Origin of the sequence: Clostridium gelidum (assembly GCF_019977655.1) — a bacterium.
Lineage (GTDB): Bacteria > Bacillota > Clostridia > Clostridiales > Clostridiaceae > Clostridium > Clostridium gelidum.
Genome location: NZ_AP024849.1, coordinates 3,461,165 through 3,473,768, shown reverse-complemented (window position 1 = coordinate 3,473,768; position 12,604 = coordinate 3,461,165). Strand labels below are relative to the sequence as shown.

The window sequence follows — 12,604 nt, the reverse complement described above, 5'->3', positions numbered from 1 at the left end:
TTTAAGAGGAAAAGCAAATTTAAGTAATGGAGACAATAAATGAGCAAAAGTAGAACAAAACTTTTTATTGAAAATTTTTTAGTATATGGACTTGGTAGTATTATAGCAAAAATTGCACCAATTATAATGCTACCAATTGTAACAAGGCTTATGCCAGACACCACATATTATGGGTTAAGCGATTTATCTAATATAACAGTATCTTTTGGCTCAGCTATAGCTATTATGGGGATGTATGATGCTATGTTTAGAATGTTTTTTGAAAAGGAAGATGTAGAATATAGGAAGGAAGTATGTTCTAGCGCATTGAATTTTGTTTTAATTAGTGGAATAATAATATGTTTATTGTTATTTATATTTAAATCCTATTTTACATCATGGATTTTTAATGATGTAAAATATGTTAATTTGCTTAATTTTACATCTTTTAGCATTTTGATTACTACATTAAGTGGAATAGTAACAGCACCAACAAGGATGCAAAATAAAAGAAAAATATTCTTAATAACTAATACTATATCTCCTATTTTAGGTTATAGCATTTCTATACCTATGCTAATTCATAAGAATTATTTATATGCATTACCATCTGCCACTTTAATTTCATCAGCTATAATGCTTATAATTTTTTATGTTTTAAATAGAAAGTGGTTTAATTTTGAGAAAGTAAATATTTCTCTGATAAAAGAAATGTTAAAAATAGGTGCACCACTGATGCCAGGATTTATCATGTATTGGGTATTTACATCATGTGATAGACTTATGATTTCAAAACAAATTGGAAATGATTTTGTTGGAATATATGGTATAGGTTCTAGAGTAGCTTCTATAAGTCAATTTATATATACGGCTTTTGCAGCTGGATGGCAGTATTTTGCATTTTCAACAATGAAAGATAGGGATCAAGTAGAATTAACTTCAAAGATATTTGAGAATTTAGCTTTAGTGTCATTTTCAACTTTCGTAATAATTGTCCCATTTACTCATTTTGTATTCAATTTATTGTTTAAAGGAAACTATGTAAATGGATATATAACTTTTCCTTATTTATTCTTATCTCCGTTACTATTGATGTTATATCAAACGATTGTAAATCAATTTTTAGTTATTAAAAAGACATGGCCATCAACATTAATTCTTTTTGCAGGAGCGGCTACCAATGTTATTTTAAATTATTTTTTGATATATGTTATTGGAATAGAAGGATCTGCATTAGCAACTTTAATTGGTTATGCAGTAAGCGTAATAATTGCATGTATAGTTTTATCAAAAATGAAACTTGTAATATTATCTAAGAGGATGAAATTAATGAGCATAGTACTTATATTGTTTATAATACTGTGGAGGTTGATTTCACCAATAAATATAATACCTGCAATTCTTATTTCGATTCCAACGCTAATTATATTCTTTTATTTATATAGAAATGAGATTGTTGGAGCATATAAAAAAGGGAAAGATTTTTTTAAACGTAAAGATTTAACCGAAAGGTAATTGCTAAAATTAGGGGAGTATTAAAATTAATCTAAAATAGTTTAGTATTATAATTAAAGGAGTGACAGGGATTATTATATCTGGAGGATCCGGTACAAGATTATATCCAGTAACAAAAGCAATGTCAAAACAAATGGCATCAATATATGATAATTTATTATCCGATGTCAGTTTTAATGATTGCAGTCATAAGAGATATTTTAATTATATCAACTCCAAGAGATATCATTAATTTTAAAGATGGACAAGATTTAGGATTAAATATTGAATATGCAGTTCAAGAAAATCCCAATGGTCTTGCAGAAGCATTTATTATTGGAGAAGAATTTATTGATAAAGATAATGTAGTTATGGTACTTGGGGATAATATTTTTTATCGTAAAAGCTTTTCGGAACATTTGCGAAAAGCAGCTAATCTAAAAAGTGGAGCATATATATTTGGATACTATGTTCAAAATCCAAAAGATTTTTGGGGAGTTGAATTTTATGATAAAGGAAATGTTATTTCTTTAGAAGAAAAGTATGAAAAGCCTAAATCTAAATATGTAGTTCAAGGTCATATTAGCATGAAAAATAAGAATTTGCAAAAAAGGACACAGAAAACAAGCTATTTAAAAAACAAGATAACAGACTTATATTATTAAAATTGTAGAAAGGCTTGCTATAACATTTCAACAGTAATGTAGCCCAATAATTAACACGAATAAATCCTGAAATAAGGCATTATAGCAAATCCTTATTCTTGAAAAATTCGGAAAGAGCTAAATATTTACGTGGTTTAAAATACGCCATTAATTACAGCTTTAAAAAAAGCGATGGCAATAAGGTAAATATATTATTATGATACTTTTTTAATTGTATCAATAGTTGTAATTAAATAAAAGTAATAGAAACCGCAACACCATTTTTCATTACTATTTGTGTCGCCGGAGGTAGCGGCGAAATGGAGGCTTTTATGATAATTCAGTAGTTAAAAAAGTTAAGGTTTTACACATTGATTTTTAGTAATGTTAGATGATACATAATTATAATTTTATAAAGTTTTGTGATCTTGGGTATGCAACGAGTGTTTGAATATAAATATTGATGGAATATAAATGAAATCTTATCCGAAAAGGATAAGTTACACAATAATTTAAAGAAGTTTTTAGAAGAAATGAAGAATAAAATTTTATTGAGATAGGGGTAAATTATTAATGAGAAAAGCTTTTGTGAGAGGATGTTACGGATACCGCAATTTGGGGGACGATTATATATTGTATTCGATGCTAGATATATTAAAGAATACAATATATAGGGAAGTTCATATAGAAGTATATGATAAAGAAAAAGAGTACAATGAATTAAAAAGAAAATTTCCTGAGATGAAGATTAATTTTGTTGAATTTCCTGAAAATAAAATAAAAAAGTTTTTAAAACGATTAACAATCATTAAGGATAGTGATTGTTATATTATTGGTGGTGGAGGGCTATTTACAGGAAAGGGGGTATTAAGTTTATTAACAATAAATTTTGAATTATTAATTTCAAAAATATATAGAACCCATAGAGCTTTGTATGGCGTGGAAGTTAATTCACTTTGTATTACCAAAATACAAAGATATATTTGGAATTTAAATTTGAGCTTATTTGATTATATATCAGTACGAAATAAAGAATCAAAAGACATGTTGATTAAATGTAAAAATGTAAAAATTGAGGCAACTGCTGATATGACATTTGGATTGGAAACTGATGATGAGTCAAAACAAAATATTGATAATATTTTAAAAAATTATAATATTAAGAAAAAATATATTTTATGGGGATTAGCTATGCCATTTAATGATGCTGAGTTAAGATCTGAACATTTTAGAAATAGATATAATGATTTGTGTAATACAATTGTTAAGATAGCCAATAATTATGCAGATAATTACATTAATGTATTTTTACCTTTTCTTTACGAGAATGATATTAGATTTATTAATGATGTTGTTAAAAAAATCAAAGGAGAATATGTAGTGCTTGACACTAAAAATAATTCAATTTCATTATCAATAAGAAGATTATTTTTCAAAAAAAGTGAATTAAATATATGTATGAGATTTCATAGTGTTGCATTTAGTATATATAATAGTTCGAAATTTATTGCAATATCTTACTCACCAAAGACAACGAGACTACTAAAAGAATTAGGTTTAGATAATTATATCGAATATGGAATCAGGTCCTCTCAGTTTTTTTTCAAAGAATTTGATTTAAATATTAGATATTTATTAGAATTAATTAATAAGGAATTTGATAAAAAATCTGATTATGACCATATGTATTGCATAGAAAAAGCTGAAAAAAGCAAGAAAAATTTTATTAAATGGTTAAATGATACCACAATAATGTAGATAATATATTGTATACCACCATCACTGCAAACTAAATTTAACTAACTTTATAATGTGTGAACCAAGAAAAGTGTGCTAGATTTTTAGTTTTAAATTTTATATAAATTAAATTTTGTATTAATTTGATAAAGGAGTGTGATAGAGTGAAAGGAATAATTTTAGCTGGAGGGTCAGGTACAAGATTATACCCAGTAACTAAAGCAATGTCAAAACAAATGGTTCCAATATATGATAAACCAATGATTTATTATCCAATGTCAGTTTTGATGTTATCTGGAATAAGAGATATTTTAATTATATCAACACCAAGAGATATAATTAATTTTAAGGAACTATTTAAAGATGGACAAGACTTAGGATTATATATTGAGTATGCAGTCCAAGAAAATCCTAATGGTCTTGCAGAAGCATTTATTATTGGAGAAGAATTTATTGGTGAGGATAATGTAGCTATGGTTCTTGGAGATAATATTTTCTACGGTCAAAGCTTTTCAGAGCATTTAAGACAAGCTGCCAGCTTGGAAAATGGAGCATATATATTTGGATATTATGTTCAAAATCCAAAGGATTTTGGTGTAGTTGAATTTGATGATAAGGGAAATGTTATTTCACTAGAAGAAAAGCCAAAAAAACCTAAATCTAAATATGCAGTTCCAGGTCTGTATTTTTACGATAACTCAGTAGTTAAAAAAGCTAAGGAATTAATACCTTCTTCAAGAGGAGAACTTGAAATAACAGATTTAAACAAATCCTATATGCAAGAAGGAACATTAAAAGTTCAATTACTAGGTAGAGGAATGGCTTGGCTAGACACAGGAACTCATACATCTATGATTAAAGCTTCTAATTTCGTTGAAGCGGTTCAAAGTACTCAAGGAACATATATAGCATGTCTTGAAGAAATTTCTTATAGACAAGGATGGATAACTTCTAAGCAAGTTATTGAACTTGCTAAATCACTAATGAAAAATGGATATGGAAAATATCTAATGGATATAGTAGAAGAAACTGAAACAAAAAATTTGAATGTGCCTTGTAGTGAATAAGAAATTTGAGAGGTAAAAATATGGTTAACTTTAATCTTAATAAGTCTAAAATAGATGGAATTTATATAATAGAGCCTAAGGTTTTTGGTGATAGTAGAGGTTATTTTATGGAAACTTATAATAAAGAACAATTTGCAGAAGTGGGACTTAATATGACTTTTGTGCAAGATAATGAATCAAAGTCTAGTAAAGGAGTACTCAGAGGGCTTCATTTTCAAAAGAAACATAGTCAAGGAAAACTTGTTAGAGTAACTAAAGGAGAGGTTTTTGATGTTGCAGTTGATTTAAGAACTGGCTCAAAAACTTATGGACAGTGGGAAGGTGTTATTTTAAACAAAGAAAACAAAAAACAATTTTATATTCCCAAAGGTTTTGCACATGGATTTTTAGTGATTTCAGATGAGGCAGTATTTAATTATAAATGTACAGATTTTTATGCACCAGAATATGATGGTGGAGTTATGTGGAATGATCCAGATATAAATATAAAATGGCCATTAGAAGGTATAGAAAATATACTTTTATCTGAAAAGGATAAAAAGCATCTCAATCTGAAAGAATTAGATTTAAGTAAATATCCAGATTTCAACATATATCCTAAAGAGGTGTAGCTAAAGTATGAAGATATTAATAACAGGATCAAAAGGTCAATTGGGTAACGAACTTCAGGAGATAATAAAAAGCGGAAGAGCTGAAATAGATAAAGTCTCAGATATTATAAAAGAATCTGAGGTTATTGCATTAGATGTAGATGAATTAGATATAACAAATTTAGAGCAGGTTAAAAAGAAAATGAATAATTTAAAACCAGATGTGGTAATTAACTGTGCAGCAGCTACAAATGTTGACGGCTGTGAGAGCAATGAAGATTTTGCTTTTAAAGTTAATTCAATTGGACCTAGAAATTTAGCTATAGCTAGCGCAGAAATAGGAGCAAAATTAGCACAAGTATCAACTGATTATATATTTAGTGGAGCTTCAGATAAACCATTAACTGAATATGATTTAACAGGTCCATATAGTGTATATGGAAAAACTAAGCTTTTAGGAGAAAATTATGTAAGAGAATTTTCTTCAAAATACTTTATAGTAAGAACAGCTTGGCTTTATGGATATATAGGTAATAATTTTGTTTATACTATGAGAAAACTTGGAAAAGATAGACAAATGATAACTGTTGTAAATGATCAAAGGGGTAACCCTACTTATGCGAATGATTTAGCTTATCATATATTAAAACTTATACAGACAGAAGAATATGGAGTATATCATTGTACTGGTAAGGGAGAATGCACTTGGTATGAATTTGCAAAGATGATAATTGAATTGTCAGGTGAAAAATGTGAAGTTAAACCTTGTACATCAGAAGAGTATAAAACGCCAGCAAAAAGACCAGAATATTCATCACTTGATAATATGATGCTTAGAAATACTATCGGTGATGAAATGAGAGACTGGAAAGATGCGATAAAATCATTTATAGGGAAACTAGATAAATAGAGTAAGGGGTTGTAATAATGAAGACATATTTAGTTACAGGCGGTGCTGGATTTATAGGATCAAACTTTGTTTTATACATGTTAAACAAATATCAAGATATTAAAATAATTAATTTAGATAAGCTGACTTATGCAGGAAATTTAGAAAATCTTAAATCAATTAAAAATGATAAGAGACATACATTTGTTCAAGGAGATATTTGTGATAAGGAATTAGTTTCAAGTCTTTTTGAAGCTAATGATATAAATTATGTTGTTAATTTTGCAGCGGAATCACATGTTGATAGAAGCATAAAAGAACCAGAAATATTTGCTAAGACAAATGTACTTGGAACTGTTAATATGCTTAATTGCGCAAAAAAATCATGGGAAACAGACGAAGGATTTAAAGAAGGAGTTAAATTTCTTCATGTTTCAACAGACGAAGTTTATGGATCATTAGGTTCAGAAGGATTTTTTATGGAAACAACACCAATAGATCCACATAGTCCATATTCATCAAGTAAAGCTAGTTCTGATTTGATGGTTAAAGCTTATTATGATACGTATAAAATGCCTATAAATATAACAAGATGTTCAAATAACTATGGTCCATTCCAATTTCCAGAGAAATTAATTCCATTATTAATAAATAACTGCCTACAACATAAGGATTTACCTGTATATGGCGATGGTATGAATATAAGAGACTGGTTATTTGTAGAAGATCATGCAAAAGCAATTGATATGGTTATTAATGGCGGTAGACTTGGAGAAGTTTACAACGTTGGTGGACATAACGAAAGAACTAATATACAAATAGTTAAAACAGTTATATCTTATATAAATGAAAATGTAGATAAAGATGTAACAGAGAATTTAATAAAATATGTTGAGGATAGAAAAGGCCATGACAGAAGATATGGAATAGCTCCAGATAAGATAAAAGAAGAGCTGGGATGGTATCCTGAAACTACTTTTGAAATTGGAATAAAGAAGACTATAAAGTGGTATTTGGATAATCAAGACTGGATGAAAAATGTTACTTCTGGTGATTACCAAAAGTATTATGAAAAGATGTACAAGTAGTTAAAGTTCAGCTTACACAAAAGTCTCACCCAATTCATATAGTACAATAGAGGGGGTGATGCTTATGTGTATAAAATTAAATAAATCAAAGATTCAATTTGCTATTCTAATTATATTTTGTATTGCTATTTTGACTGCGCCTATTTTAGCTATAAAAGTTAAGCTTGTAAAGGATATTGTACTTGCTTTATTTAATAACAAGGGCAATGCAATTGTATATTTACAATTCTGTGGAGCATTTTTAGGTACTATAGTAGCTATTACTGGAGTATTTATAGGAGCTGGGTATAAAAAATGTAAAGAAAAAGAATTACATGGTGGATGCATAAAATTACCTTGTAAATAAATATAAAATTAAGTTGGAATAATGCCTAAATCAAATGAACTGAGGTATATCAAGAAAACAAGATATACTGTTTAGTTATTTTTTGAATATGTATAAACTAAGAGGAGCAAGCTTTTTCATAAACTAAAAGCTTGCTTTTTTCATGTGTAAAAAGTTAAAATATTTGGAGATTAAATGTAAGCTGAATCTAAAATTGTAATAAAAATGAATAATTAGTAACGAATAATTGAAAAGTCAGAATTGATACTATAAATTTTAAATGATATATTCCAATATACTTCTAAAGTAGAAAATATGTAAATATACATATCATATAAGACATTATGGTATGCATTTATTTATATGTACATTAAAAGAACATGAATATTAAAAGGTGATAATTCTGTAGAAAGAATGGGTTAAGGAAAAGCGTAAATAATTGGCTAAATAAAATGCATTAAAAATAAGACTATTCCAATAATGTGATTACTATAAAAATTGGGAGGAATTTAATGGAAGAAATCGAATTCAAAATTCAAGACATATTCGAAATATTGAAAAGGCAATGGAAACTTATAGGAGCAATAGCAGCTGGGGTAAGTATAATTGCTGCGTTAGTAAGCTTTTTTGTTATTACGCCTATTTATCAAGTTGACTCAAAAGTTTTTATAGGTAAAGAGGAAAATAGCATTAAAGATTATGATAATAATGATGTACAAATGTATCAGAAATTATTAAAAACATATTCAGAAGTAATAAAAACTAAGGATTTAATTCAAAGTGCAATTAGTAAAAATAATTTAGATATAACATCTGAAGAAGTGATTAAAAATTTAAAAATCACTCCAATGACAGATACGCAAATATTAGAGATAAGTTATGAAAATAAAGATAAAACATTAGCTAAAGAAGTTTTAGTAGTAGTTATAGACGAATTTATGAGAGAGTCTAAAGAAATTATACCAAATGGAAATGTACAAGTTATAGAAAGTGCTGAATTACCACAAAATCCAATAAGCCCAAATAAAGGGACGAATATAGCAATAGCTTTTTTAGTAGGGATTATGATAGGAGTTTCAATAGCCTTCTTAAGGGAATATGTAGATGATACATTAAAAACCAAAGAGCAAACTGAAAAAGTAATGGAACTTCCTGTAATAGGGATGATACCTTGTGAAGAAAAGAACTAAAAGGGGGAAAATAAAATGTTTATAGTTGAAGATAAACCAAACTCAATAGAAGCAGAATCATATAGAACATTAAGAACAAATATACAATATTCTTCAATTGATAAAGAGATTAAAAGTATTGTTGTTACAAGTGCTAATCCTCAAGATGGGAAGTCAACAATATCAGGAAATTTAGCATTATCATTTGCACAGAATGGAAAAAAAGTAATAATTATTGATTGTGATTTAAGAAGACCGTCTATTCATAGAAATTTTTATTTATCAAATTCATATGGACTTTCAGAAGTGTTAATAGGTAAGGAAACACTAGATAAGGCAATTCAAGAATATAAGACCAATCTTCATGTACTAACGAGTGGAAAGATACCTCCGAATTCAATAGAAATGATTAGTTCAATTTCAATGAATAATTTATTAGAAGAGCTTAAAATAGAATATGACATATTAATAATAGATAGCCCGCCTTTAGGAGCATTTAGTGATGGACAAATTTTATCAACTAAGGTAGATGGGACTATTCTTGTAGTAAAAGCTGGAGAAAGCAAAATAGAAGCTGTAAAAGAGGCAAAAAATCTTCTGAATAAAGTTGGAGCTAATATAATAGGAGTAGTTATAAATAAAGTAAATGATGATAAAAAGAAAAATTATTACTATTATGAAACTGATAAAAAAAGGGAGATTACAGAATTAGAGAAAAATGAAATTGAAGATAAGGTAAATATTAATTGATATTAATATATGAGGAATTAAAAAGATGAATGAAGAAATTATAAATTTTGAAAAATTAGCGGGTATATTAATAAAAAGATGGAAATTGATATGTATGATAACATTAACTGCAACTATTTTCTCAATAATTATAAGTTTTTTTATAATTATACCTAAATATCAGACTAGCACTAAGGTGTTTATAGGAAAAGAAGATTCAAAAACTCAAGATAAAGATAAAAACTACAATGGAAATGATGTGGACATGTATCAAAAGCTATTAAAAACATATGCAGAAGTGATTCAAACCACTGATTTGATAGAAAAAGCAGTTGATGTGGAAAGATTAGGTTTAAAATCACAAGATATACTCAAAAATTTAAAAGTTACTCCAACAACAGATACTCAAATTTTACAAATTGAGTATACAAATACAGATAGAGTTTTAGCTAGAAATATATTAGATTCAGTTACAAATGAATTTGTAGCAGAATCTACAGAACTTATAGCAAATGGTAATGTGAAAATAATAGAAAGGGTTAAAATTCCAGTTAATCCAATAAGTCCGAATAAAAAAATAAATATAACTATTGCATTTTTACTTGGATTTATAATTAGCACTATATTAAGTTTTTTATTAGAATCTATAGATAATACTTTTAAAAATAAAGAACAAATGGAGGCGGAATTAAGATTACCCGTATTAGGTGTTATTCCTGATTTTCTTAAGCAATAAAGGGGGATAAATATGCTATTAGATAAAAGAGGTAAACATGAAAAAAAGAAAAAAGTATCTGACAAGTCTAAAAATAAAAAATATGAAAAAAGAATAAAAGTATCTAATAATAGACAGAAAATTATGTTTACTGTAGAGGATAACCCAAAATCAATAGTAGCAGAAGCCTATAAAACTTTAAGAACTAATATACAATACTCTTCCTTTGATGAGGAGATAAAATCTATAGTTGTGACAAGTTCAGAAATGACAGAAGGAAAATCAACAGTTGCAAAAAATATTGCTTTAACATTTGCTCAAAGTGAAAAAAAGGTTATTCTCATAGATTGCGATTTAAGAAAGCCATCAGTACATGATAATTTTAAAGCTCCAAATTTAGTAGGGCTTTCAGAAGTTTTACTTGGATTAGCAATACTCGAAGAATCTGTACAAAAGCACAATGATAATTTGTATTTCTTGACTTCAGGAAAAATTCCACCAAATCCATCAGAAATGTTAGCATCATTAGCTATGATAAAACTTATTGAAAAATTAAAAGAAGAATATGACATAGTAGTATTAGATACTCCACCGCTTAATGTAGTTACAGATGCTCAAATACTTTCAGTAAAAGTTGATGGAACTATTTTAGTTGTAAGAGCTGCAATAACAAAAAAGGATGTAGTAATTGAAGCAAAAAATCTTTTGGATAAAGTAGGAGCAAACATAATTGGAACTGTATTGTATGCAGTAAAAAACACAAAAAGCAAATACTACTAGAATAATGAAAGTGATGATTAATATTAGGAGGCATAATGTGAAATTAGAAAATGTTACAGATTTAATTAGATGTAAAGAAACTAATATTAGTGAAAAAAATAAGAAAGTATGCATTTTTGGGCAAGGATTTGTTGGATTACCTTTAGCTTTAAGTTTAGCACTTAGAGGTTGCAAAACTATAGGGGTTGATATAAATAAAAATCTTGTCAATGATACGAACAACGGTGTAACTCATCATGCAGAGAATTTTAATGGAATTGCAATACAACAAATACTTAAAGAAGAATTAAAAGAAGAAAGGTATAAAGCTACAATTGATGGAGCTTCAGCTGTAAGAGAGTGTAATAATATAATAGTAACAGTAGGCATTCCTATTAAAGAGGGAAAGTATATAATAGATTATTTAGAAAATGTATGTATAACAATAGGAAAAAACTTAAAGAAAGAAGATTTAATAGTAATAAGAAGTACAGTAATACCAGGAACTACTGAAGAAGTTATAGTACCTATTTTAGAAAAGGAATCTGGACTTAAGGCAGGTGAAGATTTTTATCTAGCATATTCTTCTGAAAGAATTGCTGAAGGTAAAGCCTTTGATGAATTTGCTAATATGCCAACCTTGGTTGCAGGTATAAATAAAAAAAGTTGTGAAATAGCAGCAGAACTTTTGAAAATAGTATGTAAGGCTGAAGTAATTAAAGCCTCATGTATAAAAGTAGTAGAGACATCAAAGGTTTTTGAAAATGTTCAAAGAGATGTTAACATTGCTATGGCTCAAGAGTTTGCAAGATTTACGGAAGGCTTAGGGATAGATATATTCGAGGTAGTTAAGCTTGCCAATACTCATAAAAGAGTGAATTTACTTACACCTGGACCAGGAGTTGGTGGTTATTGTATACCAAATGCTTATTTTTATATTGAACCAAAAGCTGAAGAGATGGATATTGATATGAGATTATTAAAAATTTCAAGAGAAGAAAATGCAGCATTACCTGAATTTATAGTAAATAAAGTTGATGAGCTTTTAAGTAATATAGGTAAGAAAATCATTGATACAAAGATAGCAGTTTTAGGTCTTGCTATGAAGGATTATTCCAATGATGATAGGATAAGTCCAGCAGTAGAGATTTGTAAACTATTAATTAAGCGAGGAGCTGAGGTTAAGGCATTTGATCCAGTAGTGGTAAATGAACATGATTTTAAGGTAAATACTCAAGATGAAGCAATAAAAGATGCTGAAGCAGTATTAGTCCTTACAAAACAACATCAAATAGAATTAGATGATTTTGAACATATGAGTAAGATGTTAAAATCTAAAGCAGTATTTATTGACACAAAGGCGATAGTTAATCAAGCGGAAGCTAGAAAGTATGGAATAAGTGTTTGGAGAATATAGAG

At 27.9% G+C, this 12,604-nt stretch carries 12 protein-coding genes and 1 pseudogene; all 13 read left to right on the top strand.

From position 1 onward, the window contains the following. Nucleotides 1–39: 39 nt before the first annotated feature. The 13 genes and pseudogenes from psyc5s11_RS15840 to psyc5s11_RS15780 all read left to right on the top strand — a co-directional run bounded on the left by psyc5s11_RS15840 (nt 40) and on the right by psyc5s11_RS15780 (nt 12,602). Nucleotides 40–1,494, top strand: coding sequence for an oligosaccharide flippase family protein (locus psyc5s11_RS15840; protein ID WP_224033468.1), 1,455 nt, complete (start codon nt 40–42; stop codon nt 1,492–1,494). Nucleotides 1,495–1,615: 121 nt separating this feature from the next. Beyond that, nucleotides 1,616–2,138 (top strand): annotated as a pseudogene (locus psyc5s11_RS15835) (sugar phosphate nucleotidyltransferase). 552 nt (nt 2,139–2,690) lie between these two features. Then, nucleotides 2,691–3,875, top strand: a complete 1,185-nt coding sequence (locus tag psyc5s11_RS15830) for a polysaccharide pyruvyl transferase family protein (protein WP_224033467.1) — start codon at nt 2,691–2,693, stop codon at nt 3,873–3,875. A 143-nt stretch (nt 3,876–4,018) separates the two neighbouring features. Next, a complete protein-coding gene (gene rfbA / locus psyc5s11_RS15825; RefSeq protein ID WP_224033466.1) occupies nt 4,019–4,921 on the top strand; it encodes a glucose-1-phosphate thymidylyltransferase RfbA in 903 nt (300 codons plus the stop codon). A gap of 20 nt (nt 4,922–4,941) precedes the next feature. Further along, nucleotides 4,942–5,532, top strand: a complete 591-nt coding sequence (gene rfbC, locus psyc5s11_RS15820; protein WP_224033465.1) for a dTDP-4-dehydrorhamnose 3,5-epimerase — start codon at nt 4,942–4,944, stop codon at nt 5,530–5,532. Between the two features lie 7 nt (nt 5,533–5,539). Further along, nucleotides 5,540–6,421, top strand: coding sequence for a dTDP-4-dehydrorhamnose reductase (rfbD, locus tag psyc5s11_RS15815; protein WP_224033464.1), 882 nt, complete (start codon nt 5,540–5,542; stop codon nt 6,419–6,421). Nucleotides 6,422–6,438: 17 nt separating this feature from the next. Continuing rightward, nucleotides 6,439–7,488: a dTDP-glucose 4,6-dehydratase gene (gene rfbB / locus psyc5s11_RS15810; protein ID WP_224033463.1), complete on the top strand. Its 1,050-nt coding sequence runs from the start codon at nt 6,439–6,441 to the stop codon at nt 7,486–7,488. A 64-nt stretch (nt 7,489–7,552) separates the two neighbouring features. Next, complete coding sequence (locus psyc5s11_RS15805; RefSeq protein ID WP_224033462.1) at nt 7,553–7,834, top strand: hypothetical protein; 282 nt, start codon at nt 7,553–7,555, stop codon at nt 7,832–7,834. Nucleotides 7,835–8,325: 491 nt separating this feature from the next. Next, a complete protein-coding gene (locus psyc5s11_RS15800) occupies nt 8,326–9,003 on the top strand; it encodes a YveK family protein (RefSeq protein WP_224033461.1) in 678 nt (225 codons plus the stop codon). Between the two features lie 15 nt (nt 9,004–9,018). Beyond that, nucleotides 9,019–9,732 (top strand): CpsD/CapB family tyrosine-protein kinase, encoded by a 714-nt coding sequence (locus psyc5s11_RS15795; RefSeq protein WP_224033460.1) that lies wholly within the window; start codon nt 9,019–9,021, stop codon nt 9,730–9,732. A 25-nt stretch (nt 9,733–9,757) separates the two neighbouring features. Next, complete coding sequence (locus psyc5s11_RS15790) at nt 9,758–10,447, top strand: YveK family protein (RefSeq protein ID WP_224033459.1); 690 nt, start codon at nt 9,758–9,760, stop codon at nt 10,445–10,447. 123 nt (nt 10,448–10,570) lie between these two features. Continuing rightward, on the top strand, nt 10,571–11,206 hold the full coding sequence (locus psyc5s11_RS15785; RefSeq protein WP_224038201.1) for a CpsD/CapB family tyrosine-protein kinase: 636 nt from the start codon (nt 10,571–10,573) through the stop codon (nt 11,204–11,206). 37 nt (nt 11,207–11,243) lie between these two features. Next, nucleotides 11,244–12,602: a nucleotide sugar dehydrogenase gene (locus psyc5s11_RS15780; protein WP_224033458.1), complete on the top strand. Its 1,359-nt coding sequence runs from the start codon at nt 11,244–11,246 to the stop codon at nt 12,600–12,602. Nucleotides 12,603–12,604 lie beyond the last annotated feature (2 nt).

Excerpts from the sequence above, each read along its gene's own strand:
- psyc5s11_RS15840 (WP_224033468.1), top strand. The coding sequence starts at position 40 with ATGAGCAAAAGTAGAACAAAACTTTTTATTGAAAATTTTTTAGTATAT.
- psyc5s11_RS15830 (WP_224033467.1), top strand. The coding sequence starts at position 2,691 with ATGAGAAAAGCTTTTGTGAGAGGATGTTACGGATACCGCAATTTGGGG.
- rfbC (WP_224033465.1), top strand. The coding sequence starts at position 4,942 with ATGGTTAACTTTAATCTTAATAAGTCTAAAATAGATGGAATTTATATA.
- rfbD (WP_224033464.1), top strand. The coding sequence starts at position 5,540 with ATGAAGATATTAATAACAGGATCAAAAGGTCAATTGGGTAACGAACTT.
- rfbB (WP_224033463.1), top strand. The coding sequence starts at position 6,439 with ATGAAGACATATTTAGTTACAGGCGGTGCTGGATTTATAGGATCAAAC.
- psyc5s11_RS15805 (WP_224033462.1), top strand. The coding sequence starts at position 7,553 with ATGTGTATAAAATTAAATAAATCAAAGATTCAATTTGCTATTCTAATT.
- psyc5s11_RS15800 (WP_224033461.1), top strand. The coding sequence starts at position 8,326 with ATGGAAGAAATCGAATTCAAAATTCAAGACATATTCGAAATATTGAAA.
- psyc5s11_RS15795 (WP_224033460.1), top strand. The coding sequence starts at position 9,019 with ATGTTTATAGTTGAAGATAAACCAAACTCAATAGAAGCAGAATCATAT.
- psyc5s11_RS15790 (WP_224033459.1), top strand. The coding sequence starts at position 9,758 with ATGAATGAAGAAATTATAAATTTTGAAAAATTAGCGGGTATATTAATA.
- psyc5s11_RS15785 (WP_224038201.1), top strand. The coding sequence starts at position 10,571 with ATGTTTACTGTAGAGGATAACCCAAAATCAATAGTAGCAGAAGCCTAT.